The 24,514-nt window shown below is 61.7% G+C and carries 43 protein-coding genes; all 43 read left to right on the top strand.

The features are described from left to right. Positions 1-3 precede the first annotated feature (3 nt). Positions 4-1,008 carry a RecA family protein gene (locus ACI1V7_RS25080; RefSeq protein ID WP_404534775.1) on the top strand — a complete coding sequence of 335 codons (1,005 nt, stop codon included), beginning with the start codon at positions 4-6 and terminating at the stop codon, positions 1,006-1,008. 73 nt (positions 1,009-1,081) lie between these two features. Continuing rightward, positions 1,082-1,435, top strand: coding sequence for a hypothetical protein (locus tag ACI1V7_RS25085; protein WP_404534776.1), 354 nt, complete (start codon positions 1,082-1,084; stop codon positions 1,433-1,435). After that, complete coding sequence (locus tag ACI1V7_RS25090) at positions 1,432-1,818, top strand: hypothetical protein (protein ID WP_404534777.1); 387 nt, start codon at positions 1,432-1,434, stop codon at positions 1,816-1,818. Before ACI1V7_RS25085 ends, ACI1V7_RS25090 begins: the two co-directional genes overlap by 4 nt. Further along, complete coding sequence (locus ACI1V7_RS25095; protein WP_404534778.1) at positions 1,819-2,181, top strand: hypothetical protein; 363 nt, start codon at positions 1,819-1,821, stop codon at positions 2,179-2,181. It begins immediately after the preceding gene. A gap of 76 nt (positions 2,182-2,257) precedes the next feature. Further along, positions 2,258-2,626, top strand: coding sequence for a cell wall hydrolase (locus ACI1V7_RS25100; protein WP_404534779.1), 369 nt, complete (start codon positions 2,258-2,260; stop codon positions 2,624-2,626). 19 nt (positions 2,627-2,645) lie between these two features. Beyond that, positions 2,646-3,713: a metallophosphoesterase gene (locus tag ACI1V7_RS25105; protein ID WP_404534780.1), complete on the top strand. Its 1,068-nt coding sequence runs from the start codon at positions 2,646-2,648 to the stop codon at positions 3,711-3,713. Next, positions 3,710-4,030: a hypothetical protein gene (locus ACI1V7_RS25110; RefSeq protein WP_404534781.1), complete on the top strand. Its 321-nt coding sequence runs from the start codon at positions 3,710-3,712 to the stop codon at positions 4,028-4,030. Before ACI1V7_RS25105 ends, ACI1V7_RS25110 begins: the two co-directional genes overlap by 4 nt. Positions 4,031-4,039: 9 nt before the next feature. Further along, positions 4,040-5,983, top strand: a complete 1,944-nt coding sequence (locus tag ACI1V7_RS25115; RefSeq protein ID WP_404534783.1) for an AAA family ATPase — start codon at positions 4,040-4,042, stop codon at positions 5,981-5,983. Further along, positions 5,973-6,632 (top strand): hypothetical protein, encoded by a 660-nt coding sequence (locus ACI1V7_RS25120; RefSeq protein WP_404534784.1) that lies wholly within the window; start codon positions 5,973-5,975, stop codon positions 6,630-6,632. The genes ACI1V7_RS25115 and ACI1V7_RS25120 overlap by 11 nt, the downstream gene beginning before the upstream one ends. Before the next feature lie 15 nt (positions 6,633-6,647). Continuing rightward, positions 6,648-7,277, top strand: coding sequence for a hypothetical protein (locus ACI1V7_RS25125; protein ID WP_404534785.1), 630 nt, complete (start codon positions 6,648-6,650; stop codon positions 7,275-7,277). A 77-nt stretch (positions 7,278-7,354) separates the two neighbouring features. Further along, positions 7,355-7,804: a hypothetical protein gene (locus ACI1V7_RS25130; protein ID WP_404534786.1), complete on the top strand. Its 450-nt coding sequence runs from the start codon at positions 7,355-7,357 to the stop codon at positions 7,802-7,804. A gap of 76 nt (positions 7,805-7,880) precedes the next feature. Beyond that, positions 7,881-10,250: a ribonucleoside-diphosphate reductase subunit alpha gene (locus ACI1V7_RS25135; protein WP_404534787.1), complete on the top strand. Its 2,370-nt coding sequence runs from the start codon at positions 7,881-7,883 to the stop codon at positions 10,248-10,250. Then, positions 10,247-10,732 (top strand): AP2 domain-containing protein, encoded by a 486-nt coding sequence (locus ACI1V7_RS25140; RefSeq protein WP_404534789.1) that lies wholly within the window; start codon positions 10,247-10,249, stop codon positions 10,730-10,732. Before ACI1V7_RS25135 ends, ACI1V7_RS25140 begins: the two co-directional genes overlap by 4 nt. 65 nt (positions 10,733-10,797) lie before the next feature. Continuing rightward, entirely contained in the window at positions 10,798-11,742 is a 945-nt protein-coding gene (locus ACI1V7_RS25145; RefSeq protein ID WP_404534790.1) for a ribonucleotide-diphosphate reductase subunit beta, read from the top strand. 80 nt (positions 11,743-11,822) lie between these two features. After that, positions 11,823-12,122 carry a hypothetical protein gene (locus ACI1V7_RS25150; protein WP_404534791.1) on the top strand — a complete coding sequence of 100 codons (300 nt, stop codon included), beginning with the start codon at positions 11,823-11,825 and terminating at the stop codon, positions 12,120-12,122. Between the two features lie 53 nt (positions 12,123-12,175). Then, positions 12,176-13,030, top strand: coding sequence for an FAD-dependent thymidylate synthase (locus tag ACI1V7_RS25155; RefSeq protein WP_404534792.1), 855 nt, complete (start codon positions 12,176-12,178; stop codon positions 13,028-13,030). An 11-nt stretch (positions 13,031-13,041) separates the two neighbouring features. Beyond that, positions 13,042-13,341, top strand: coding sequence for a hypothetical protein (locus ACI1V7_RS25160; RefSeq protein ID WP_404534793.1), 300 nt, complete (start codon positions 13,042-13,044; stop codon positions 13,339-13,341). 76 nt (positions 13,342-13,417) lie between these two features. Continuing rightward, a complete protein-coding gene (locus tag ACI1V7_RS25165; RefSeq protein WP_404534794.1) occupies positions 13,418-14,161 on the top strand; it encodes a hypothetical protein in 744 nt (247 codons plus the stop codon). A gap of 2 nt (positions 14,162-14,163) precedes the next feature. Continuing rightward, positions 14,164-14,460: a hypothetical protein gene (locus ACI1V7_RS25170; RefSeq protein ID WP_404534795.1), complete on the top strand. Its 297-nt coding sequence runs from the start codon at positions 14,164-14,166 to the stop codon at positions 14,458-14,460. Then, positions 14,457-15,089 (top strand): AAA family ATPase, encoded by a 633-nt coding sequence (locus tag ACI1V7_RS25175; protein WP_404534796.1) that lies wholly within the window; start codon positions 14,457-14,459, stop codon positions 15,087-15,089. The genes ACI1V7_RS25170 and ACI1V7_RS25175 overlap by 4 nt, the downstream gene beginning before the upstream one ends. 98 nt (positions 15,090-15,187) lie before the next feature. Then, on the top strand, positions 15,188-15,619 hold the full coding sequence (locus ACI1V7_RS25180; protein WP_404534797.1) for a hypothetical protein: 432 nt from the start codon (positions 15,188-15,190) through the stop codon (positions 15,617-15,619). 7 nt (positions 15,620-15,626) lie between these two features. After that, positions 15,627-16,052, top strand: coding sequence for a hypothetical protein (locus ACI1V7_RS25185; protein ID WP_404534798.1), 426 nt, complete (start codon positions 15,627-15,629; stop codon positions 16,050-16,052). Between the two features lie 9 nt (positions 16,053-16,061). Further along, entirely contained in the window at positions 16,062-16,436 is a 375-nt protein-coding gene (locus ACI1V7_RS25190; protein WP_404534799.1) for a DUF1566 domain-containing protein, read from the top strand. A 104-nt stretch (positions 16,437-16,540) separates the two neighbouring features. Beyond that, entirely contained in the window at positions 16,541-16,843 is a 303-nt protein-coding gene (locus ACI1V7_RS25195; protein ID WP_404534800.1) for a hypothetical protein, read from the top strand. Further along, positions 16,836-17,138, top strand: a complete 303-nt coding sequence (locus tag ACI1V7_RS25200; protein WP_404534801.1) for a hypothetical protein — start codon at positions 16,836-16,838, stop codon at positions 17,136-17,138. The genes ACI1V7_RS25195 and ACI1V7_RS25200 overlap by 8 nt, the downstream gene beginning before the upstream one ends. A 41-nt stretch (positions 17,139-17,179) precedes the next feature. Beyond that, positions 17,180-17,488: a hypothetical protein gene (locus ACI1V7_RS25205; RefSeq protein ID WP_404534802.1), complete on the top strand. Its 309-nt coding sequence runs from the start codon at positions 17,180-17,182 to the stop codon at positions 17,486-17,488. Beyond that, on the top strand, positions 17,488-17,667 hold the full coding sequence (locus tag ACI1V7_RS25210; protein ID WP_404534803.1) for a hypothetical protein: 180 nt from the start codon (positions 17,488-17,490) through the stop codon (positions 17,665-17,667). The genes ACI1V7_RS25205 and ACI1V7_RS25210 overlap by 1 nt, the downstream gene beginning before the upstream one ends. Before the next feature lies 1 nt (position 17,668). Continuing rightward, complete coding sequence (locus ACI1V7_RS25215; RefSeq protein ID WP_404534804.1) at positions 17,669-17,869, top strand: hypothetical protein; 201 nt, start codon at positions 17,669-17,671, stop codon at positions 17,867-17,869. A 28-nt stretch (positions 17,870-17,897) separates the two neighbouring features. After that, positions 17,898-18,695 carry an SPFH domain-containing protein gene (locus tag ACI1V7_RS25220; RefSeq protein ID WP_404534805.1) on the top strand — a complete coding sequence of 266 codons (798 nt, stop codon included), beginning with the start codon at positions 17,898-17,900 and terminating at the stop codon, positions 18,693-18,695. Positions 18,696-18,775: 80 nt separating this feature from the next. Beyond that, the gene (locus tag ACI1V7_RS25225; RefSeq protein WP_404534806.1) at positions 18,776-19,201 is read left to right on the top strand and encodes a hypothetical protein; all 426 of its coding nucleotides are present in this window, start codon (positions 18,776-18,778) and stop codon (positions 19,199-19,201) included. Beyond that, positions 19,195-19,755: a 3'-5' exonuclease gene (locus tag ACI1V7_RS25230; RefSeq protein ID WP_404534808.1), complete on the top strand. Its 561-nt coding sequence runs from the start codon at positions 19,195-19,197 to the stop codon at positions 19,753-19,755. Before ACI1V7_RS25225 ends, ACI1V7_RS25230 begins: the two co-directional genes overlap by 7 nt. Then, entirely contained in the window at positions 19,756-20,211 is a 456-nt protein-coding gene (locus tag ACI1V7_RS25235) for a hypothetical protein (protein WP_404534810.1), read from the top strand. Continuing rightward, the gene (locus ACI1V7_RS25240) at positions 20,208-20,426 is read left to right on the top strand and encodes a hypothetical protein (protein ID WP_404534811.1); all 219 of its coding nucleotides are present in this window, start codon (positions 20,208-20,210) and stop codon (positions 20,424-20,426) included. The genes ACI1V7_RS25235 and ACI1V7_RS25240 overlap by 4 nt, the downstream gene beginning before the upstream one ends. 73 nt (positions 20,427-20,499) lie before the next feature. Next, a complete protein-coding gene (locus ACI1V7_RS25245) occupies positions 20,500-20,802 on the top strand; it encodes a hypothetical protein (protein WP_404534813.1) in 303 nt (100 codons plus the stop codon). A gap of 210 nt (positions 20,803-21,012) precedes the next feature. Beyond that, complete coding sequence (locus ACI1V7_RS25250) at positions 21,013-21,246, top strand: hypothetical protein (RefSeq protein ID WP_404534814.1); 234 nt, start codon at positions 21,013-21,015, stop codon at positions 21,244-21,246. Beyond that, entirely contained in the window at positions 21,243-21,707 is a 465-nt protein-coding gene (locus ACI1V7_RS25255; RefSeq protein WP_404534815.1) for a zinc-finger-containing protein, read from the top strand. Before ACI1V7_RS25250 ends, ACI1V7_RS25255 begins: the two co-directional genes overlap by 4 nt. Continuing rightward, positions 21,704-22,033 carry a hypothetical protein gene (locus tag ACI1V7_RS25260; protein WP_404534816.1) on the top strand — a complete coding sequence of 110 codons (330 nt, stop codon included), beginning with the start codon at positions 21,704-21,706 and terminating at the stop codon, positions 22,031-22,033. Before ACI1V7_RS25255 ends, ACI1V7_RS25260 begins: the two co-directional genes overlap by 4 nt. Then, positions 22,030-22,458 (top strand): hypothetical protein, encoded by a 429-nt coding sequence (locus ACI1V7_RS25265; protein WP_404534817.1) that lies wholly within the window; start codon positions 22,030-22,032, stop codon positions 22,456-22,458. The genes ACI1V7_RS25260 and ACI1V7_RS25265 overlap by 4 nt, the downstream gene beginning before the upstream one ends. Before the next feature lie 91 nt (positions 22,459-22,549). Continuing rightward, positions 22,550-22,756 (top strand): hypothetical protein, encoded by a 207-nt coding sequence (locus ACI1V7_RS25270; protein ID WP_404534818.1) that lies wholly within the window; start codon positions 22,550-22,552, stop codon positions 22,754-22,756. Between the two features lie 23 nt (positions 22,757-22,779). Next, positions 22,780-23,223 (top strand): hypothetical protein, encoded by a 444-nt coding sequence (locus ACI1V7_RS25275; RefSeq protein WP_404534820.1) that lies wholly within the window; start codon positions 22,780-22,782, stop codon positions 23,221-23,223. Between the two features lie 32 nt (positions 23,224-23,255). Continuing rightward, positions 23,256-23,561 carry a hypothetical protein gene (locus tag ACI1V7_RS25280; RefSeq protein ID WP_404534821.1) on the top strand — a complete coding sequence of 102 codons (306 nt, stop codon included), beginning with the start codon at positions 23,256-23,258 and terminating at the stop codon, positions 23,559-23,561. After that, the gene (locus ACI1V7_RS25285; RefSeq protein ID WP_404534822.1) at positions 23,554-23,775 is read left to right on the top strand and encodes a type II toxin-antitoxin system HicA family toxin; all 222 of its coding nucleotides are present in this window, start codon (positions 23,554-23,556) and stop codon (positions 23,773-23,775) included. Before ACI1V7_RS25280 ends, ACI1V7_RS25285 begins: the two co-directional genes overlap by 8 nt. A 504-nt stretch (positions 23,776-24,279) precedes the next feature. Further along, a partial coding sequence (locus ACI1V7_RS25290) for a hypothetical protein (RefSeq protein ID WP_404534823.1) occupies positions 24,280-24,514 on the top strand: 235 nt, incomplete at its 3' end.

Below are 24,514 nucleotides of genomic sequence, written 5' to 3' on the forward strand. Positions count from 1 at the left end.
ACCATGACCGCAGCAGCACTGATCGCAGCCTTCGACAAAGAGTTCGGCGGCAATGCCGAGCTGGAGGCAATCACCTACCTCGACACCGGTTTCGCGCCGCTGAACTACGCGATCTCCGGAAAGTACGACGGCGGCCTGGCCTACGGCCGCATGTACGAAATCTTCGGCGAGTCCGGCACCGGCAAGACCGCGATCGCCACCGAGCTGATGACCGCGGCCCAGCGCCTGGGCGGCGCCGCCGGCTTCATCGACTGGGAGCGTACCTTCAACGAGGAGCTGGCCCACCACGGCTACGGTCTGAGTACCGAAAAGCCGCTCTGGTTCTACAAGCGCCCCAGCACCTGGGAGGAAGGTAATACCCTCGGCGCCAAGTATTGCCAGTGGATCCGCGCGAACAAGGTGATCCCGGACACTGCGCCGATCGTCATCACCTACGATTCGATCGCCAGCGCCATCCCGCAGTCGATGGCCGAGAAGGAATTCAACGAATACAGCATGAACGACACGACGGCCCTGGCGCGCGTGACATCGACCACCCTCAAGTCGATGGCCATGTTCGCCGAGCGCTTCAACGCCATCTTCGTTTACCTGAACCAGATGCGCCTGAAGCCGGGCGTGGTCTACGGCGACCCGCGCACCACCCCGGGCGGTAAGGCGATGGAATTCTACGCCACCGCGCGCCTGGCGCTGGGCAAGGAGAAGGTCATGCAGCAGGTGGCCGGCCAGAAGGAATTCGTGGGCCAGAAGATCGGCATCCAGGTGGTCAAGACCAAGCTGACCAAGCCGTTCAAGGAGACCGCGATGCGCATGTCCTTCGACGACAACGGCATCGCCTTCTTCGACAAGGAATTTTCCCTGATCGAGGAGCTGGTTGAGGCCAAAAAGCTGACCGAGCCGCGTAAGGGCTTCTACGACTGGAAGGGCACGCAGTATTCCAAGAAGCAGCTGGCCGAGAAGGTGCGCGCCGAAGGCCTGGGTCCGGAACTGATCGCGATCCTGACCAGCTAAGTGCCTGATTTGTAAGTGGTCCGCTCACTATAATTCATCAGGGAATCGCCCCTGATGGATTATGGAGACAGCAGTGCAAGTTCAAGTTTTTGGCTTCATTCCGCCGATTGCTGGCGTGGACGACGAGTTCAACACCTTCCGCCTGGGCCACACGATGCTGAAACGTGTGGCGCCAGGCGATGAGGTCTTCCTGATGGACGAGAAGACCAAAATTGTATTCGGGCGCGCTCGCGTGGAGAGCGTCGAGGGCGGCACGCTCGGAGAGCAGTGCCTGCTGCATGCGGACAAGAACCACCGGGAAGTGGGTAGCGATGCCCCGGAAACTGCACCGGAAAGGTTGTTTGCCTACATGCAGAAGATTTATGGTCCGCACATCGCAAAGCACAATAAGCGTAGTTGCGTTATCTATCTCAAGAGGTTGGAATGAGCGTCGAATTTACCGATATTCTGCAGTTACCAAAGCACAGGGGGAAGACCGTCCAACAGGTGTTTGATATGGACCCGAGCTACCTGCTCTGGCTGCGCGACAAAAAGAAGGATGAGGGCCGGCCGGACTACTTCGATCCAGAAGTGCTTCGCGCCCTCAATGGCGCCATCAAGAGAGACAAGTGGCTGGCCAAGATGCGTGAGCAGTGGAACGAGACACGAGATGGTCGCGTGCTTCCGCCAGGCGTCGTTGCCAATCCCGGCGCGACCACTCCGACGACTACACCGGCGCCGTGGGACGAGGAGCGCCGCCCTAGCCTGTCGGAGATTACCGAGGCCCAGGAGCGCCAGCGCGTTTATGCGGAGTCGTGGGGGAGCTTCTAAGTGGCAAGAGAGCAGCACAAGGTCGCCGGCCGATTCTACGGCGTCTGGTACACAACGGAGGGCGGCAACCGGCTCTACCTGGCCCACCGTAAGCGTGATGCAGTCTGGCGCGAAAAGAACGCCTGGTGCCTAGACATCTATACGTTGGAGCGTTGCCGCGAACAGGGCGTGAAGGCAATCGGAATCATCGTCAAGGACGGCTCCCAGCGCCTCATCTGGCTGACGTTGGTCGAGGACTTCTTCGGCGAGCACAGCTTTTCGCACTTCGCGCACGTCCGTCAGCGCGGGCTGCCGCTTCCGCGCTTCCGTGTCGACCCAATGAAATCCGAGAAAGTAATTGCGAAGTCTCTCAGGATCAAATAGCAAAGATAAGTCATTTATGACTAAATCCTGTCATCAGCTGGTATCATGCTACTGTTGAAAGATTCGAAGGGACTCAATGATTGCAGCAGCACTTCTTTGTTTGGCGTCGGCCGTGTACCACGAAGCTCGCGGGGAATCGACCGCAGGACAGCAAGCGGTGGCGCTGGTAACGATGAATCGCGCGGAGGGAAATCCCCGACGTGTCTGCCGAGAGGTTCACAAGACTGGCCAGTATTCCTGGGTTGGCAAGGGTCTACCGAAGAAGGAGCGCGAAGCCTGGCTTCACAGCCGCGAGATCGCCGCTGATGTACTCTACGGGCGGGTCGATGACTTTACCGGCGGCGCGACCTACTTCCACGCAAAGGCTGTGCGGCCGGTCTGGCGCCACAAATTGAAGTACCTGATGACCATTGGAGGTCATCGTTTTTATCGTCCTTACAAGTAAGTCACCACTGAGGAAAACCATGGAAAAACCATTTGGACTCATAAGCGACACGCACAACCATGCCTGGTCAGCGTTCGCTGAAACCCTGCCGACGGGCGTCAATAGCCGCCTGCAGCAGATCCTGGATGAGACCGTACGCGCGGCCACCGAGGTCAAGAAGGTCGGCGGCGACACGCTGTACCACGGCGGCGACCTGTTCCACGTCCGCGGCTCGATCGCGCCGAGCGTGCTCAACCCGACCCGCGACTGCTACAAGCACATCGTCCAGGAGCTGGGCGTGCGCGTGGTCATCAACGCGGGCAACCACGACCTGGAGGGCAAGGAAGCCGCCCGCATTTCATCGGCAATCACCGCGCTCGAGGATGTCGGCTGCATCGTCGTCAACCAGCCGAGTTACCACGCCTTCGACCACATGGTCGTCATCCCCTGGATCGCCAGTATCGAGAAGCTGAAGGAAGCGATCGAGCACGTCGACCCGGCAGACCGCGCCGGCACCGACCTGCTGCTGCATGCCCCCGTCGACGGCGTGATTCCAGGCCTGCCCGATCATGGTTTGAGTGCCGAATACCTGGCCAGCCTGGGCTTCCGTCGCGTGTTCTCGGGCCACTACCACCACCACAAGCCGATGGAAGACGGCAAGGTCTTCTCGATCGGCAACCTGACCCCGCAGACCTGGAGCGATGTCGGTACCAAGGCGGGCTTCCTGATCGTGGTCGGCGGCGACGTGACGTGGTTCAAGAGCCATGCGCCTGGCTTCGTTGAAATCGACGGCACCACCGATCCGGACGAAGTGCCGCTGATCGCCGATGGCAACTACGTGCGCATCAAGACCAGCAGCACGAAGGTCGCCGACCACGAGGCGTTGCGCCAGTTCCTGACCGACTCGGGCGCCGCCGGCGTGACGATCATTCCGGTGAAGGATCCGGCCAGCGCACCGACCGCGCGTGCAGGCGGCTCGATCCTGAAGGCCGGCGCCACGCTGGAGCAGTCGATCGGCGACTTTATCACCGCCAAGGGCTTCTCGCGCGCGGCCGATCTGTCCAAGGTCTGCGCCGAGATCCTCGCAACCGTAAGGAGCGTCGCATGAGCCAGGTCGGATCCACCATTTTCATCGACGAGCTGAACCCGGGCGAAAGCTGGGCCTTGATCGCACATTCCGCCATCCGGTGTAACGAAGACATGACCGGCTGCAGCGGCATCATGGCGACCTCCAGCGACATCGAGGCGATCATCAAGGCCGACGGCATCGAACATCTGTTCATCTTCCCGCTGGACACCGACCCGGCCGGCCTTTACCTGTGGCGCGGCACCGTCGATGAAGACGGCGACCAGCTGGGCACGACCGAGCGCCTGCATCCAGACTGCATGCAGCACTGGATCGACAACCACGGACAGAAACCGTAAGGACAACAAATGGACATCACCAATCTCTCTATCCGCAACTTCCTGACCGTTGGCCATGCGGAGATCCAGCTCGACCAACGTGGCCTGGTCCTGATCCAGGGCGAGAACACCGACGATACGTCGGCCGCCTCCAACGGCGCCGGCAAGTCGTCCATCGTCGACGCGATCTGCTGGGCGCTGTACGGCACCACGGCGCGCGAAGTATCGGGCGATGACGTGGTCAATACGACCGCCAAAAAAGACTGCGGTGTCGAAGTGACGCTCGACGACGATGGCAAGGTCTATCGCGTCACCCGCTACCGCAAGGACAAGATCAACAAGAACCAGCTGTTCGTCCAACAGAAAGACGGTAGCGCCTGGATCGACCTGTCCAAGGGCACCGACAAGGAAACGCAGGAGGTGGTCCGCAAGGTCATGGGCTGCAGCCTGGAAGTGTTCGTCGGCGCGATCTACGCGGGTCAGGAGGCGATGCCGGACCTGCCGGGCATGACGGACAAACACCTGAAACTCCTGATCGAGGAAGCGGCCGGCGTCGAGGAGCTGGCTGCAGCGTACACCGAAGCATCCAAACGGGCGCTGGCGGCCAAGAAGGACTTCGACGCTGCCGGCGCCGCGGTCAAGTCGCTCAAGCAGCGCCTGGACACGATCAGCGGGGAGCTGACCGCTGCGGAGGGCCAGCACCAGCTGTTCGAGGACGGCCGCAAAGACCGTGCGCGCGCCGAGCTGGCTCGCACCAAGCCGCTGCAGGACCAGATCGCCGGCGGCGAGGGCCTGATCGACGCATACGACGAACCGGCGCTGCTGGCGCGCAAGGACGTGCTGGAGGGCCAGCTGGCCGGCCGGCGAGCGGAAGACGCGGAGCTGGGGCGCCTGCAGACCGCGGCGCGCAACGCCGATCGCCTGGCGGCCACCGCGCGCGCGACGGCGGAGGGCCTGAAGCGGGAATCCGACCGCCTTGAGAACGACCTGGTCAACATCGACGCGAAGGTCGGCACGCCCTGCGGTGAGTGCGGTAAGGCGTACTGCGCGCACGACATGGAAGCGGCCCGCGCGGCGCGCACCACGTCGATCGTGGCCAAGAAGAACGAGCTGGCGCTGGCGCTGCGCGAGTACAAGGCAGCGAAGGGCGCCGCCGAAGCCGCCATGACCGCGCTGACCGAATTCAGCGGCAAGATGACCGACGTGTCGGCGGCCGCCGCCGAGCTGGCCAAGATCAACACCGACATGTCCATCCTCTCCCGCCTGAAGGCGCAGATGGCGGCATGGGGGCGCGAGGTCGAGAACGTCAAGGTCGACGCCAAGGGCAAGCTGACCGAGCCGAACCCCTGGCAGAAGGTCGTCGAGTCCAAGCGCGAGGATCGCCAGCGCGTCGAGAACCAGATCGGTCTGGCGGAAGACGAAGCCAAAAAGCTCGAGGACATCGCTGACCTGTACGACAACGCAGCGAAGGTCTTCGGCCCCGCGGGCGTCCGGGCGCACATTCTCGATACCGTAACGCCATTCTTGAACGCGCAGACCACCGAGTATCTGGGTGCACTGGCGGACGGGAACATTCATGCGACGTGGTCGACCCTGGCGAAGACGGCGAAGGGCGAGCTGCGCGAGAAGTTCAACATCGAGGTGGAGAACGACAAGGGCGGCAAGACCTTCAAGGCCCTGTCCGGCGGCGAGAAGCGCAAGGTCCGCATCGCGACGAACATGGCGCTGCAGGACATGGTCGCCTCGCGCGCCGAGAAGCCCATCAATCTGTGGATCGGCGACGAAATCGACCACGCGCTGGACGAACCTGGCCTCGAGCGCCTGATGACGGTGCTGGACCGCAAGGCGAAGGAGCGCGGCACCGTGCTGGTCATCAGCCACAACGCGCTGACCGACTGGATCGACAACGTCATCACCGTCAAGAAGACGGCAGGCGTATCGGTCGTGTCCGGCGCCACTCACCGTGGCTTCTAAACGCGACGACTTTCTCGATGCTGTGGGCTACCTGATGGCGACGCCAGGTGCCCGCAGCGACGATCCCATTTTCACGACCCCCGCCGAAAAGGTGTCTGGTCGTGAAGTGGATTGGGCCATCTTGGACGAGCCGTATATGCGCGACCTGAAAAAGATGCGTCCGGAAGACTTTAACCGGCTGTACAACGTGGAGTTCACCATGAACAAAGAAGCACACTCCGAAGTATCACAGGCGCTCGACGCGCTTGCTGCCCGCATGAGCGACTACTTCGCCGAGCGGACCGAATCAGAAGTATCGACGACGCTGCTCTCACCAGGCCAGCTGACGGTCGAAGTGCCGGGCAAGGGCTACCGCAGGCAGAACCACATCGGCGGCGAGGAGTTCGTCGCTACGTCGGTGCGTCAGGGCGCCGCCGGCAAGCTGATCTTCGTGTTCAAGCCGACGGCCGCTTCCCAGTACACGAAGATGGAAATGAATGAAGTCGACGCCGCCGCCAACCTGGATGGCTTTCGCGCGACGATGAACCTGGCCGCCGGCGGCGACTTCTTCGCCGAGATCCGCTCGATCCGCGCGCTGGCGACGAAGGAGAAGGAAGCGAAGGAGGTCGTCGAGAAGGCGGCCGTTTATGCCGATTTCGGCTCTTGGTAAAAAGAAAGGAAGCAGATGAGCAACATTATGAAGATCGTGGGCATGGACCCGTCCATGTCCAATTTTGGCCTGGTGCGCGCGGCCCTGGACATCGACACCATGAAGTTCACGGTGCAGAGCATGGAAGTGGTGCGCACCGAACCCGAGAAGGACAAGAAGGCGCGCAAGCAGGTGCGCAAAAACAGCGAAGACCTGGACCGGGCGCGCCTTCTGTACTGCGGGGCGATGGGCGCCATCGAAGGCGCGTCGATGGCCTTCATCGAGGTGCCGGTCGGTAGCCAGTCGGCGCGCGCGATGGCCTCCTACGGGGTGTGCCTGGGCGTCATCGCGGCCGTAGCGGAGAGCCTGCCTATCATTCAGGTCACGCCCAACGACGTGAAGCTGGCCGGCTGCGGTATCAAAACCGCGACCAAGGGCGAAATGATCGAAGCGATGGTGGAGAAGTATCCCGACGCGCCATGGCCTCGCTACGAGCAGAACGGCAAGGGCTTCAAGAAGGGCGACATTCACGCCGGCGAAGCTGAGCACCTGGCCGACGCCTTGGCCGCGATCGAAGCCGGCCTGGTCTCGGATGAATTCCGCCAGACGATGGCGGTCTTGAAATCCTCGCCGTTGTTCAAGAGCCTCATGAAGGCGGCCGCCTGATTGCATCCGCATAGATAAGTCACGACTGAACTATAATTGGTCGTTACCTATCGAAGCAGGAGCTACTAGTGGCCTCATTGATCGACATCTTCAAACCAGGCTGGTCCACCAGCCGGCCTGGTGACATGAAGAACCCCTCCCACATGGGCATGGATCACATCACCGATCGCATGCCGCACCTTGCCAAGCCGACCAAATCACCCAAGTCTACCGGCGTATTCACCGAGGTGGCCGCTAAAGCAGAGGCGCTTGAACGCCAGAGGCGCGACCAGGCAAAGCTGCGCGAAGACTTTATGGCAATGATCAAATCTGGCCACGGCGTCGCGGGGCCGCATGGGATGCGTCAGGTGGTCAATGAGTTTGGCGAGACTGAACTCGTCATGACGAACGGCGCCATGCGTCAGAAGGTAGAGGCGGCGATGAAAGCGGAGCGCGATCAGCTTGTCGCTGCCGGGATCGACATCATCGCCGGCAAACCGGAACCCAAGAACCCCGACCGCCCGCAGACTGAAGTGGATGCGTGGTAGTTTTTGACCCTTATAGTAAGTCATCAGTGACTCAACTATAATCCCACCCCCAACCAAAGCAACAAGGAAAAGCAGAATGCAAGTCACTAAGCGCAACGGTTCGCGTGAACCGCTGGACATCGCCAAGATTCATAAGCAAGTCGAGTACGCATGCCGCGGCCTGAACGTTTCGCAGTCCGAGCTGGAGCTGGGCGCCAACCTGCAGTTTTTCGACGGCATCAAGACCAGTCAGATCCACAACGCCATGATCGGCAGCGCCGCCGGCATGATCTCGGTCGACTGCCAGGATGCGACCTTTGCGGCCGCCCGCCTCGTGCTGCTGTCGGTCTACAAGGAAGCCTGGAACGACATCGAGTACCCGCACCTGGCCACCTACATCGAAGCCGGCATCGGCGCCGAGAAGCTGCACCCTTCGCTGGCCCGCCTGTTCGTCCTGGAAGACCTGAACGACGCCATCCGTCCGGAGCGCGACGAGCAGTTCAACTACATCGGCATCCAGACCCTCGCCGACCGCTACCTGATCCGCAACAAGGTCAAGCGCATCATCGAGTTGCCGCAGCACTTCTTCATGCGAGTGGCCATGGGCCTGGCGCTGCGCGAAGCAGACCCGACCGCGCGCGCCATCGAGTTCTACAACGTGCTGTCCTCGTTCGACTTCATGTCGTCGACGCCGACCCTGTTCAACGCCGGCACCCTCCACAGCCAGTTGGCCAGCTGCTTCCTGAACACGGTCAAGGACCAGATTTCGGCCGACCTGGACGACCCGCAGTTCGCCTCGATCTACGGCACCATCGAAGAATGCGCGAACCTGTCGAAGTACGCCGGCGGCATCGGCACCGACTGGACTCGCGTGCGCGGTGAAGGCGACTGGATCAAGGGCACCGACGGCATCTCCTCGGGCATCGTGCCGTACCTGAAGGTCTACAACGACACCGCCGTCGCCGTGAACCAAGGCGGCAAGCGCCAGGGTTCGTTCGCCCCGTACCTGGAGCTGTGGCACCCGGACGCCTACGACTTCATGGACCTCAAGAAGGAATCGGGTGACGACCGCCGCCGCGCGCACGATACTTATCCGGCATGGTGGGCGTCGGACCTGTTCTTCAAGCGCGTCGAGGAACGCGGCACCTGGTCCTTCTTCTCGCCGAAGGATCACCCGGAGCTGCATGAGCTGTACGGCGACGCCTTCGAAGCTCGCTATACCCAGCTGGAAGCCGAAGGCAAGTTCGTGAAGACCGTGCCGGCGATCGACATGTGGAAGCGCATGCTGGCGTCGCTGTTCGAAACCGGGCACCCGTGGATCACGTTCAAGGACGAGATCAACCGTCGCAGCCCGCAGCAGCACGTCGGCGTCGTCCATTCGTCGAACCTGTGCACCGAGATCACCCTGAACACGTCGGACGACGAGACGGCCGTCTGCAACATCGGCTCGATCAATGCCAAGACCCACGTCAAGGACGGCAAGCTGGACGTGGAGAAGCTGCGTCGCACCGTACGCACCGCCATGCGCATGCTGGACAACGTCATCGACATCAACTTCTATCCGTCGTACCGCGCCAAGAAGTCGAACCTGCGCCACCGCCCGGTCGGCCTGGGCCTGATGGGCTACACCGAATACCTCGTCCAGCTGGGCGTGGACTGGGAAAGCCAGGCACACCTGGATGCGGCTGACGTGCTGATGGAGCACTTCTCGTTCTACACGATCGAGGCATCGTGCGACCTGTCGCGTGAACGCGGTGCCTACAGCACCTTCCCTGGCTCGCTGTGGTCGCAGGGCATCCTGCCGATGGATACCGGCGCGAAGGACGTGCGCGCTGAACTGGTGACGCCGCGCGAGCTTCTGCCGTGGAACCAGCTGCGCCAGAAGGTCGTGACCTATGGCATGCGCAACAGCAACACCATGGCGATCGCTCCGACGGCCACGATCAGCAACATCGTCGGCACCACGCCGACCATCGAGCCGATCTTCCAGCGCGAGTACACGAAGAAGAACCAGTCCGGCCCCTTCATCGTGGTCGATCCGTGCCTGCGCTACGGCCGTCCGGAGCTGTGCAAGGAGTCGTTCGACATCGACGCTGACTGGATGATCGACGCCGGCGCCGTCCGCCAGTTCTGGCTCGACCAGGCCCAGTCGCTGAACATCTTCGTCCCGTTCGGTATCAAGGGCAGCCGCCTGTCCGCGATCTACCTGCGCGCCTGGAAGCGCAAGCTCAAGACCACGTACTACCTGCGCGGTCAGAGCGCCATCGTGAAGGACCAGCCGGCTGTGAGCGAGGAGAAGCTGGCGCAGCTGGTGCAGTCCGCACAGGGAATGCTCAACGGCACCCGCACTTACGAAGAAGTGCGCCGGGAAGTTCAGGACGCGGGCCTGCTGCCGCCGGTCGACGACGAGGACATGTCGAACAAGCTGTGCAGCCTGGACAACCCGGACTGCGAAAGCTGCCAATGATCGTCGCAGGCTCGAAAGTCGGTAAGTGGACCGTCCTCGAGCCTGCATCGCCCGACAACGCTGGCAAACCCCGCTGGATTTGTCGGTGCGAGTGCGGCACCGAGAAGCCGGTGAAGCAGCGCCTTCTGGTGATTGAGAAGTCACGCTCCTGCGGCTGCGCCCGACGCCAACACCTGAGCGAATCCAACACGAAGCATGACGCCAGCTTCACGCCTGAGTACCGGTCCTGGACCGCGATGCTGAGTCGGTGCCGCGATTCAAACAACGACAGCTACCACTATTACGGTGGGCGCGGCATCAAGGTCTGCGCCCGCTGGCAAGAGTCGTTTGAGGTCTTTCTTGCCGACATGGGCAAACGACCGGAGGGAACCAGCATCGACCGCTGGCCCAACAACGACGGCAACTACGAACCAGGCAACTGCCGCTGGGCGACACCAAGCGAGCAAGCCAACAACAAACGCAACAACCGAAAGGAAAAATGATGACCCAAAGCCTTATCGAAAAGATCAACAACCGTCGCCTGATTCAAGGTCCGGAAGACAGGGTGATGTGCATTTCCCCTTTGAAACACAAATGGGCGATGGACGCATTCAAGAAATTTCGAAAAAATGATTGGTTCCCCGAATCCATCGCCATGGGCGACGACGTGACCTGCTACCGCAACAAGCTCGACGACGCCGAGCGCCGGCTGTACGACAAGGGCCTGGCCTTCCTGTCGAACCTGGACGCCTTCCAGTTCGAAAACCTGACCACCAACATCAGCGTCCACGTCACCAGCCCGGAAGCCCAGATGGCGTTCTCGCGCCAGGCCTACGAGGAAGCCAACCACGTCACCGCGTATTCCCTGATGGCTGAAGCTGTGTCGGCGAACCCGCTGGACATCTACGGCATGTACGAGAGCGACCCGGTGCTGGCGGCCAAGAATCAGCTGGTGCTGGACCAGAACGACGAGCTGCGCGGCGGCTTCACCCCGACCAAGTTCGCCCTGGCGATCGTGTCCAACATTTGCCTGGAAGGCATCTATTTCTACACCGGCTTCTTCGGCTTCTACCTCCTGGCCAAGAACGGCAAGATGCTCAAGTCCGCGGACCAGATCAAGTACATCAACCGCGACGAGGAAGCCCACCTGGCCTTCTTCATCGACATGTACCACTGCCTGAAGGCCGAGCGTCCGGAAATCTTCACGGCCGCCTTCTACGCCGCCGCGGAGAAGATCGTGCGCGCTGCTGTCGAGCTGGAGACCGCATGGGGCAAGCACATCATCAGCGGGGGCGTCCTGGGCGCTACCGACGCGATCATCACCGACCGCGTCAAGTGGCTGGCGAACCAGCGCACCGATCGCCTTGGCTGGGCGCCGCTGTACCCCGGCGTGAAGAACCCGACGCCTTGGGTCGAGAAGATCAGCGCCATCAACGGCGTCGAGGTCAACTTCTTCGAAGGCAAGCCTACCGACTACCAGACCGGCGGCGCACTGTCTTTCGACGACTTTTGAGTCCGAAGAAGTAAGTCACGACTGAACTATAATATGTAAGTGAGCGGGGCGACAACGCCCCGCAGATGAAGGAGTAGGAAGTGGGAAACGTCGTCGAATTATTCAAAGCACGCCCTCAAGCGAAACCTGCAGCCGCCGCACCGCGCGCTGCAGCGCCTGTCGAGCAGCGTGAGCAAGGCCCGACCATCCTGGCCAACGCGGGCATGCTCGCCCACGCCGGCATGGAGGGGCTGAACCAGCTGGAGCAGGAGGGCACCGCGATGCAGGTTCTGTCGGCGCTTCTGTTCTACGCCCACCAAGGGCAAGACGATGGCAAACGCGCGCGCCGTGCTGTCCTCGCCATGCAGGAATTGCTGGGCGGATCGCCCGAAGCCGCTTAATTGCCGGTTTCGATTTCATAAAATCGTATTACTTTAAATACAGAAATACAGAAATGACCATTACCGCAAAAGTTGTCGAGCACAGTATCGCGCCGCACGGCAAGAAGCTTGCAACATACCAGCTGCGTTACCCGCGCTTCATCCACGCTGAGCTGATGACGCATCGTGTATTCAGCCGCAACGCCAGCAGCAGCCGCGCGATCCCGGTCGCCAAGATGATCGCCGAGGTGCGCAGCGCGCCGGCAATGCCGATCCACTGGGGCAAGAACCAGCCTGGTATGCAGGCGCACCAGCAGCTGACCGGCGACGAACTGTTTCGCGCCAAAGCACGCTGGATGCTCGCCGCTGAAGTCGCTGCGAACCAGGCAGAGGCGATGGCCGAGATCGGCGTCCACAAGCAGGTCGTCAACCGCATCCTCGAGCCGTTCCTGCACATCAGCGTGATCGTGACCGCCACCGAGTTCGACAACTGGAACGAACTGCGCGCCCACCCGGACGCCCAGCCCGAGATCCACGAACTCGCGCTGCAGATGCAGGCAGCCATCAGCGCCTCGACGCCGGTGTTCCGCCCGATGGACCGTTTGCACGAACGCGCCTGGCACCTTCCGTATGTAACCGTGGCCGAGCGCCAGCAGTACGCAGACCAGCCGCTGTTCCTGGCAAAGCTGTCGGCGGCCCGCTGCGCCCGCGTGTCTTACCTGACGCACGACGGCCGCGAGCCGCTGATCCGGGAAGACCTGAAGCTGTTCGACCTGCTCGTAGGCGCGCGTCCGCTGCACGCTTCGCCGGTCGAGCACCAGGCGTACCCGATGCCGCTGGCCACCCAGCAGTCGAAGAACTTCTTCGGCTGGCGCCAACACCGCGAACTCGTCGAGTTCGACATCTACCACCCGCAACCACAATCCTGAAGGAAGACCTCATGTTTGCAAAGAAAACCACTGCATCCGTCCTCGCCGGCTTCAACCGCACGCTGAATGACCTCCGTGCCGTCGAGCAGGAGCATGCCGCCGAAGCGGAAAACAAGCGCATCGAAGCAGAGCAGGCCCAGGCTGCGCACCAAGCCGCGCTGACCGAGGCAGCAGCCGCACGCACGGTCGCCGGGCGCATCGAGGCGCTGCTGGCCACCTCCGGCCTCGCTGCTGACGACGACGACGAAGGCATCGGCCTGGCCGTCGACGACGGCATCGGCGGCGCCGCACCCCTGCGTTCTGTTGCATAAAGGCAACCCGTTAGATTAACCCACAACCGCGGCGCCGCCGGCGCCGCATAACGTCAACAAGAAAGCAGACCATCACATGGATTCGAAAACCTACATCCCCCAGGCGATCCGTACCGAAGCGGTGCCGGCCCAGCTGAACATCAACGAAGTCGCCTACCACGCCGTGCTCGAGATCGCTATCGCGGCCGCCAAGCTGGCTGACCAGTTCAAGCGTCGCCTGTACTACCCGACCCCCGAGAAGGATGTGCGCCTGGACCGCGAGAAGATGCTGGACAGCCTCAGCACCCTGCACGGCCTGTCTGGCTTCCTGGGCGGCGCCCTGAACTCGGGCCTGGACCTCAACGACCGCATGTCGCCGGACGAACTGACCCGCATGACGGCTGACCTGCCGCCGGAAGTGCGCGACTTCAACCTGAGCAAGCTGAACGTGCGCCTGAACCACGCCGCGCTGGGCTGCTTCACCGAGTCGGGCGAGCTGCTGGAAGCGGTCAAGGCTCAATACGAGACCGGCGCCATCGACAAGGTCAACTTCGGCGAGGAAGTGGGCGACATCGAGTGGTATCAGGCGATCGGCTTCGACGAAACCGGCGTCACCGAAGCCTCGTGCCGCGAGAAGAACATCGCCAAGCTGCGCAAGCGTTACCCCGAGAAGTTCAACGGCCTGGACGCGACCGAGCGTGATCTGGCGGGCGAGCGCGCAATCCTCGAGGGTGAGACCTCACACCTGCTGGCCTCGCCGGCGAACGCTGCCCACCTGGAAGCTTCCCTGGCACAGGCTGCAGCTGGCCAGGCCGTCGAACGCAAACTGATCGAGGGCTAATCATGGCAAGCAAAACCAACCGCTACCCGCGCACGAAATTCCAGCTGACGCCCAGCATGAACGTCCGCGAAATCGTCCTGGTCGGCCCGGCGCAAAGCCGTTTTGGCGAGCGTTACGGCTATGGTGTCGATGCGAAAGGAAAGCAGCATTACCTGGCTTGGCTGCATGACACGCGCCAAGCGGCACTCGAGGCAGGCGAAGTGAAAATGGCCGAACAGGAAAAGCGCCTGGAAACGGCGAAGGTGAATGTTGCCAAGCGCCGTGCGAATCTGGATAAAGCGAAAGGGGCCGCTGCGTGATCGGTCTGATCGGCGGGCACCGCGTCGGGAAGACCTCCCTGGCGAAGGCGTATGCGGAGAAGAACGATGCCGTTTTCCTGGAGACTTCGGTCTCCTCGATGTTCAAGGATATGGGCCACGACCCGGCCGGCACGTTCGACTTCGCTACCCGCTTGACCATCCAGGAGGAGATCCTGAAGCGCCTGGACGTGATCTATGCCGCCCAGCCGGTCGACCAGGCGGTCATCACCGACCGCACGCCCATCGACCTGCTTGGCTACACGATGGCCGAAGCGGTCGGCATGACGGTGACGCCGGAGCTGCAGGACCGGTTCGACGCCTACGTGCGCGACTGCTTCCGGGTGCTGAACAAGCGCTTCGCCACCGTGGTGCTCGTCCAACCAGGCATCCCGCTTGTCGCCGCGGAAGGCAAGGCGGCGATGAACAAGGCCTACATCGAGCACCTGAACAGCATCATGTTCGGCCTGATGATGGACGAGCGGACACGGCCGGCGCACTACTACATCCGGCGCACGATGCTCGACTTCGACGACCGCCTCGCGGCGTTGGAGAGCGCGGTAGGCAAGGCTGAGCGTCTGGCGCACGACCAGGTTGGCGCGTACATCACGGCCGGCGGACTCGTCCACTAGGACACGTCAGGCTAAGTCACCAGTGACTTGTAAGTCCTGACTTTTCTCGATAACATGATGGTTATCGGTAACGCGCAACGTAGCGCAGGGAACATCAAATGACGAACACCGGCATTCCGGAATTAAAGGACGAGATCAATCGAAAGGCGTTTGAAACCGTCGAGTTCCTCTACAACGGGCTGGACAACGGCAAGCTGACGGCGCCGCAGTTCTCAACGGGTCTGGACACGCTGTTCATGGCGGTATCCGGCTTGGTCGATCGCGGCGTCATCGACCTGATCACCGCCGGCAGCGACTACGTCCAGGAGAACAAGGCCCAGCTGATCGCCAAGCGCGCTCTGTACGGCGCCGACGGCACGGTCGTGGTGCTGACCCGCCAGCTGGGCGCCGATTCGTTCCTGGTCGAGATTTATAGGGCCGGCCGTCGCGTCAAGCATGAGGTCAAGGACTACACGCTGGCCAAGCAGGCGACCGACGCCATGAACATCATGACGGACAAGCTGCTCGCCGGCGGCTACGCCGAGCTGTAGGCCCGCCATGAAGTCCGCAACATCACTGGCTGCGCTCCACTCCATCGACATGACCGAGCTGGAGCAGAAGGTGCTGGACACGATCGGCGGCGCCGGTGCGCGCGGCTGCATATCCGACGAGGTCAGGGCGGCATATCCGCTCCTGTCCTACTCGTCGATCACTGCCCGCTTCGCGGCCCTGGAGAAGAAGGGCGCGATCTATCGGGCTGGAGATACCAGACGCGGCGACAGCGGCCGCCGGCAGCAGGTTATGCGCCTTGCTGCGTACGCCGCGACCGTGCCACGCACGAAGCCGCTGGCGGTGCCGAAGAAGAAGCGTAGTGGGTTCCTTAAGGGGCTGATGTACGCGACCAGGATTGTCATCAACGAACCGGACTTGCATTCCGCAAAGAAGGCATTGAGAAAAGAACTGCTGAAGGCAGCAGGAAAATAGGAGAAGAGCATGAAAACCGAAAAGGACCAGTGGCTTGCTGAAAACATGAAGGACGGCGAGCTGTACGCCGGCATCGTTCTCGGCACCGAGGGGAGTCCCGACTATCATCTGGTGCTGTTGCCCAACCAGGCGACTGATGTGAACTGGTCGGCGGCGCGTCAATGGGCGTTCATGCGCGAGGCAGCACTGCCGACTCGCCGCGAACTGGCGCTGTTGTTCGCAAACCGGCGTGACCACTTTGACCGCATCTGGTACTGGGCGGATGAGGAGCATGACACGCGCCCTCAACTGGTGTGGGGGCAGAACTTCGCCAGTGGCATTCAGACTGTCTACGGGAAGCCGTTCCGCGGTGCGGCCTGCGCAGTGCGTAGGATCGAAATCTAAAGTGATGGCAGCGCGCATTCGCACATAAGTCCGCAAATATAAGTTTCAAACGCACTATAATTAATAAGTCATCGGTGACTTTACCGATTAACCAGGAGAAAATCATGACCATCGAAAGTAACGCCGTCGTCTACAACCCCAATCACCTGCTGGACATCCTGCTGGCCAAGATGCAGCTGAAGAACGACGCCGCCCTCGCCCGCATGCTGGAAGTGGCACCGCCGGTCATCAGCAAGATCCGCCACAACCGCCTGCCGGTAGGCGCCTCACTGCTGATCCGCATGCACGAATGCACCGGCATGAGCATCCGCGACCTGCGCGACCTGATGGGCGATCGCCGTACCAAGCACCGCCTGTCCAATGCGCAGGGCAATCCGGCCAAGACCGCAGGTGCGTCCAATGGCTAAGAAGGTCGGCGACTACAAAATCCCGTTCGATAAGGCGGGAAACCAGTTGCACTACGAAGGCTATGGGAATACCGACTGGCGCGACAACGCGCCCTTCGAAGACACCCTGACCTACGAAGGATTCAGCCACGGTCGCAGCGCAGCCTACTTCCACTTCAAGCGGAAGGACGGCGCAGGCGTCACGGTGTTCATGAAGGAGATGTCGGAGATGATCCCGCGCCTGGTCAACGGGCAGATCAGCGGCACCTTCGCCTTCGTGAAGCGCGGCAAGAACTACGGCTGCACCATGCAGTAAGAATTTACAGATTTACGACAACCCTCAAATAAGGAAGCAACATGAAAGTTACGAAACACCAAGCCAAAGACGGTTCCCTGCACGACAGCGCCAAGCTGTGCGAAGCGCACAACCGCAAGCTCAAGCTGGCGCCGGCGATGGAAAAGTTCGTCAACAGCCTGGCAGCCGATGCCCCGGGCTTGGGCAAGACCGACAACGAGCATCCGGTGATCTACCTGGAAGACCTGCCGGCATTCCTGACCGCGCACGCCGAGCTGCTGCAGGCTACGATCGTCAACGCCACCGTCGTGCGCAAACCGCGCAAACCGAAGGCGCCGGCCGCCAACGACGGCAAGGCAGCTGCAGCGTAATGGCCCGTCCGAGTGATGGCGGCAAGGGCAGCGATCGCCGCCGCGAGAATGGCGACGTCTACCGCCAGAACCATGACCTGATCGACTGGGGGCGTAAGCCTTCCCAGCCGGTGCAGCCACCGAAACCGGCGCAGCCTCAGTCCAACTGGGCGTGGCTGCGCACCAACCACGACGAATGACATGGCACTCACCCGCGTCATCCTGCTGCTGATCGTGCTGTTTGCCGGCGCCACCGCGCTGGTTTGGGCGCTGAGCAGCACGCCGTTCTTCAACAAGGGGCGGCTCAAGACGATCATGAAATGGACAGCTATCGGCGTCGCCGCCCTGGTCCTGACTGTGTTCGCTTTCCTGTCGATCTTCTCGTTCGACCACGCTGTATAACCACAACCACCTGAAGGAGCATCACTACATGAAGAAATTTCTGTCCACCCTGCTGTTCGCTGCGGCCGCCGCCATTAGCCTGACCGGCTGCTACGGCACCATCGAGACCGGCAATGCCGGCCTGCGGACCAACTTCAACGGCACCACCGACCAGAAGGTCGAGCCGGAAGGCTTCTACACTGCTGTGACCGGCCACGTCGACCAGTACACCCTGAAGGAAGTCGGCGTCGACCTGCCGAACCTGCAGCCGAAGGCGAAGGACAACCTGTCCCTGCGCGACCTGGACGTGTCGATCTTCTACCGCGTGAACAGCCCGCAAGCGCTGCGCGCCCTGGCGGTCAAGTACACCGGCCAGTCTGTTCAGCCGCAGGGGTCGAGTACCTACTTCCCGGCATACCGCCTGGTCGAATCGCTCGGCAAGAGCGAAGCTGCGAACGCCGTGTCCAAGCACGACAGCCTGACCATCCATACCCAGCGTACCGTGTTGGAGTCGGAGATCAAGACCGCCCTGCAGGCCAGCCTGAATACCTCGGATCCGAACTCGTTCACGATCACCAAGGTCGTCGTGCGCCAGATCCTGACCGACCCGACCGTGGAACAGTCGATCCGCAACGTCGTCGCCAAGGGCAAGGAACTGGAAGCCGCCACGCTGCAGGTGCAAGTCGCCGAGAAGAACGCCGAAGCCGTCGCCAAGACCGCGAACACGCTGACCCCGGCCTTCCTGCAGCACGAGTACAACCAGGCGCTGCTGAAATTCGCCGAGAAGGGCGGCACCGTGATTCTCGATGGCTCGTCGAGCGGCAAGATGATCAACGTGGGTCGCTAATCCTGGGCTGAGTCTTTACCATGCACATAAGTCATCAGTGACTTGTGTGCATCAATAAGGGTTCAACAAAGGAGGAAAACATGCCTGTATCGCAACCGAATTACAAGCTGCTAGGCGACGCTTACGCGATCATCGGCGGCATTCCCGAAAAGCGCTTCAACCTCAACTTTATTGCGAGGGGCACCCAGGACGGCGGCATCGCGTGCGGCACGATCGGCTGCGCGATGGGATGGCTTGGACTGCATCCCGACTTCAAGCCGCTTCTGAACATGGGCAACGATGGAGCGCCGAAGTGGACGGTAAACGGCAGGCGCTTCTCATGGTACGCCGATGCGGCCGCAGCACTGTTCAACATCCGCGAGTCAGACGCCGAAAACCTGTTCAGCTTCCGGGGCGGTAGCAAATACGACCACGCAATCAATCGTGCCGGCCGCGTGAACGACAAGGAGCGCTGCCTTAAGCGCATTCGCATGTTCCTCGACGAGAAGGGGATCCAATCGTGCTGATCAATGGCATCGACACCGAGACCACCGGCGTGGACCAGGCGAAGGGCGACCGCATCATCGAGATTGCGATCCTGACCTTCGACTTCGCCTCTCGCAAGCTGGTCGACAAGTACGTCCAGCGCATCGACCCGGAGCGCCCGATCGCCGCAGCGGCGCAGGCAGTTCACGGCATCTCCTACAACGACCTGGTCGGCATGCCGAAGTGGGAAGCGGTAGCGCCCGAAGTGTCCCGCCGTCTGGCGATGGCGCCGATCGCGGTGGCGCACAACATGAACTTCGACGGCCCGTTCATCGCCGGCGAGCTGGCGCGCCTGGGCCTCGCGGTCCCGAACATCGAGCCGTTCTGCACGATGGAGAACGGGCGCTGGGCAACCTTCGACGGCAAGTCGCCCAAGCTCGGCGAGCTGTGCTTCGCGCTGGGCGTGCCCTACGACAAAGCCAAAGCCCACGCTGCTGACTATGACGTTCTTGTAACTATGGCGTGTTTTTTCAAAGCCCTGGACCGCGGCTTCTACCGACTGCCTGACGGTCTTGAGCTGGCGAAGGCGGCGTAAATGGAACGAGAGTTTCATGGGCACGGCAGTTCGTCCGATCCGACCTACAGCAAGTACCAGGCAATGAAGCAGCGATGCCTGAACCCAAAGCACAAGTCCTATGCGGACTACGGCGGGCGCGGCATCAAAGTCTGCGATCGCTGGCTCGAGTCTTTCGCCAACTTCCTTGCCGATATGGGCGTGGCGCCGGATGGGATGACCATCGAACGGGACAAGTCGGATGGGAATTATGAGCCTAGTAACTGTCGCTGGGCCACTAAGCAGGAGCAGGGCAAGAACACGCGCAGCAACGTCAAGGTGGAAATCGACGGCAAGTCCTATCCAACCCTGCGCGACGCCGCTATCGCGCATGGGCTGCCATACGGCACGGTCAGGATGAGAACGGCTGGCTATGGGTGGTCCATCGAGCGTGCGCTGAAAACGCCTATAGACACAAAGAAAAGGAAGAAAGCATGAATACGAGCATTACCCCGCCGGTCCTTCAAACGAAGGAACAATACGACGACGCTATCCGTATCTGTAACGTCATGGTGGACATCATCCCGGAGTCGATCGGCGATGATCCGCAGCATCCATTGATGCCGATGATGGAGTCGCTGATGAATGCGATCGGCGCATGGGAGGCGGCCGACCCTGAAATGCAGGTGTTTTTCAAGGAGCTGGCGTCATGATGGCGTGCTTGTTCAAGGCGATCGACCGCGGCTTCTACAAGCTGCCCGAGGTCGAGCAGGCCCGCGCAGCAGCATGAGCGCCGACGACACCGAGCTGATGGCCCGCCGGGGCCGCTACCTCACCGACTTCGCGCTGCGGATCGGCTGGGACAAGGACGGTCCCGAGGGCGCCTTCGAATACGTCCAGCGCACCAGCTACGCGCAGGGCCTGGGAGACGCAACGAAGGCCGGCTGGAAGGAGGCAGCGATCGCCTGGCGCGTGTGCGGGAGCATCCACCTGCAGTACGCGCGGGGCAAGGATGCGCTGTTCACCAGCCGGCAGGCCGACTACCAGCGGCACTACGACGCCGCCATCGGGAAGCTGGGCGATGAGTGAGTGGACCAGCCAGGGCACCCCAGCGATAGGGGTCCACCGTACCGCCAGCCACTACTCGGAAATGAGCCTGGATCGACCTCGATTCCAGCACTGGAACGGCAAGCATTGGGGTCAGATTGGCCTCACCACCGACGAAGCCGTCGCCTTCGCGGATAAACAAACGCAGTACACCCCGTCGACGTGGCGGACCATACAAGGAGCAATACAAGCATGAGAGGCGAACGTTACCGCGACACCTTCGCGGGCAAGGGATCGGCGCTGCACGAGGCGCTGGTCAACAACGACGGCCGGGCCGCCACCCGCATCTACAACGACACGACGGCGCGCTTCGACGCGCTGTACCCAGGCGCGAAGGATGACCGCCGCTGGTTCGAAAACTGGAACGAGGCTGACGACCTGGCCAAGCTGAAGGTGGCAGGCCTGCTCGAGGAGTCATGCGCATGACCGTCACCTGCCCATACTGCAACCAGCCGGCCAAGCTCGTGACCGGCGCCGGCGTGTACAAGCCATGTCCGCCAGATCTCCTGCAGCGCTACTTCTGGCGCTGCGACCCCTGCGACGCGCACGTCGGCTGCCACCGCGCGAACAACGGCCAGCGCCGCACGTTCAACGACGGCACCGTGCCTCTGGGCCGCCTGGCCGACGCCAAGCTGCGCATGTGGAAAGGCAATGCCCATGCCGTGTTCGACGGACACTGGCAGCGCGCCGTCGACCAGGAGATCGCGGCGAACGGCGGCCGCGCGCCGAAGGGCGTGAAGCAGCGGCACCGCACGGCGGCATACGAGCGCCTGGCCAAAGACCTCGGCATCGAGCAGAAGGACTGCCACATCGGCATGTTCGACGTGGAGACCTGCCAGCGCGCGGTCCGCATCTGCGTCGGCTGGATGAAGGGAGCGCAGGCATGACGCGCGTGAGCATCCCCGACTATGTCGCCCAATGCGACGAGGACCAGCTGCACAACCTTGTCAGCCAGGCGAACCGCCGCATCGACGAGATCAAGAAGACCGGCTGGGTGCGCCTGTGGACCCTGAACGTCAGCTGGGCCAACCTGGCCTGGTTCGCAGAGGACGACTACGAGGCTGCGGTAGAACACGTCGCTGAGCTGGTCAAAAAGTCGGCCATGAAACACCCGAACACGGATATCGAAATCACGATGACCCGAGAGCGCTACCGGCCCGACGAGGTCGAGCGTCTGCTGTCCTACACTCCGAAGAAGGAGAAGAAATCGTGAGCCAAGACCTGATCACGCGCCTGCGCGCGCGTCCCTGCGAGAACATCAGCCCGCCGGCGATCGAGCTGGAGGCCGCCAACCGCATCGAGCAACTGACCAGCGAACTCGACCGCGCCAAGCGTGCGCTGGTTCGCTCCGGATTTGAAGATCACGGAGCCGCGGAATGGAAGCCTCCAATCGGACGCTCACCGTTCCGGCCGATCAACATGAACAACCACTTCCAGTTGACGCTGACCGCACGCGGCGCAGTGGTCTACAACAGCTACTTCCACCAGTTTCCAGCCGACGTGCGCCCGGCCGAGCTGGCGGCCGGCGACGTGCTCGAGGACAGCTTGTGGCACCTGATGCACATCTTCGGGCCGCACATGTTCAACGGCTGTCAAATCCCGTTCGAAGGCAATGTTGTGACGCCTATGAACGACTAGCGGATTTGTGCTCGGCGGGGTGCGCGCCTGACCCTGCCGCCGAGAACCGACCTCGATAATACAAACCTCACAACACAAGGGAGCAACCCAAATGCAGCAAGCACAGACCACCGCAGCCACGATCACCGACCCGACGTTCGCGTACGTGACGGCCGCCTCGACCGACGTGACCCGCACCTTCAAGAAGCACGGCTGGACCGAACCCGATCGCGACAAGCAACGTGCAATGAAGCGCCTACTGAACCAGCTCGACAACATCGACGACCTGGATGCTCAGCTGGCTTCGGCGCGCCTGTAAGAATAAGTCACAGGTGATCTATAATGGCAAAAGTCCTATACCAGGACCGCGACGGTAAGCGGATCGACGGTGAGCAGTACAAGCAAGCTCGCCAGGATCCCAGCTATGTCCAGGTGCGGTCCTACGACAACAATCAGGTGCGCGCCACGGTCGAGTGGATCGGCCGCATCGAGAACCCGCAGGACCAGTTTCCGGACTACTACAAACTGTTTCGGGTCGACGTCTGGAATTACACCGATGGTGGACAGCTGGCGAAGGATCCTGCATACCCGCAGTTCTTCAGCAACGAGGCCGCCGCTGCGAAGGAGTACGAGGCGTTCATCGAGCGTTGGACAGAAGCGGAGCGCATGGCTGACGGCGAGCTGGTGGAGCATGGCAACACCCTGCTCCCGCCACCGCCGCCCAATCCTGACGCTCCGGCGTCGATCCCGCTGGATGATGATGTCGCGGGGGTAGGAGCATGGTAGCCCGCCGTCGACCGCTGAAGGACAGCGACATCTTGCGCAAGGCCCGCCGGGTGATCGAGAGGCGCGATCCAGGGGGAATTTGTCTCGCGATCGGCCAGGTCGCCGGTCGTAAGTACCGCGAGCAGGGCAACAGGCTGATCGAGTGGGTGGGCAAGATGTTGGATGGCCACCTGTATTACTCGTGGTGGCTGCGTCAGCACCACCCGGACGTTTATGCGAAGGTCTGGGAGACATGGCAAATGACTGGCAGGCGTGGCTCGCCCTGGCGTGGCGGCCGCCTGGCTTGGCTGGACTGGATGATCGCCGAATGCGAAAAAGAGGAGGCAGTACATGGCTAAGAAGAACCGCTACTCGACCTCGGACAAGATCAACGAGATCGTCCGGGCACTGATCAAGGCAGGCTGGGAGCTGATCCGCCACAAGCGGCATCCACGCCTGCGCTCCCCGGACGGTAAGACGCACCTGACCGTCCCGTTTACGCCGAGCGACCACCGCGCGGAGCGGAACTGGATCAGCCAGATACGTCTCCAGGGCGTGGCAGTGCCGGTGTGAGGGAGATCACGTCGCGTTGGCCAGGTTGTCTTATAGAGGCGCCTGGCCACTACAGTTTCGTGGAGATACATCGACCATTTTGCAACTAACGAACAGGCGTTTCCATACGCCTCAACTTCGTCTACAGCAAAGCCGAGGCCAGAGAACGCTAATGCGGAGCTGATAGCGCATGTCCGTTAGTTGCAAAATATAAGGATAGGTGTTTCGGGCCTGGCTCACGCCTGCTCTCTCGCGGTATTCGCGCCCGCGCTCATGCGCCCGGTCTGGTCACTGTTCCTGCACCGCGGCACTCATCCTGTCGCCTACCCTTCTCCGCCTGGTGGATCGCTTTGTGTGCCTGGCCTCAACCCGTAAAGTTCATACATCGACAACGCAGCAACACAGCGAAAGCGACGCAGTAAGGGGATCGAAAGTAGCCAAGCAAATAGGTTCTACCGCCGCAAACCGGTCTGCATACTAGAGTCATCGCGACGTGCGATTAACCAACAAATGGAGTTGAGAAACATGGCTAAGAAATCGAATCAGGCTGCAGAAAACACTTTCAACATGACTGCCGCGGTCGACATGGGCGCTGCGGTGGCGGTTCCGGAAGATGCGGTGCTGGCCGGGCTACTCGAGGAACTCGAGGGCAACGATCCGACTGTCGGCACGACCGCTGACGAGATCATCGAACCGGAAGTGGTCGACGCAGCCGATGCCCTGATCGACGCGGTCAGCGCGGAAGCGGCCGACACCGTCG

It is taken from the genome of Massilia paldalensis, assembly GCF_044901715.1.
GTDB lineage: Bacteria > Pseudomonadota > Gammaproteobacteria > Burkholderiales > Burkholderiaceae_D > Telluria > Telluria paldalensis.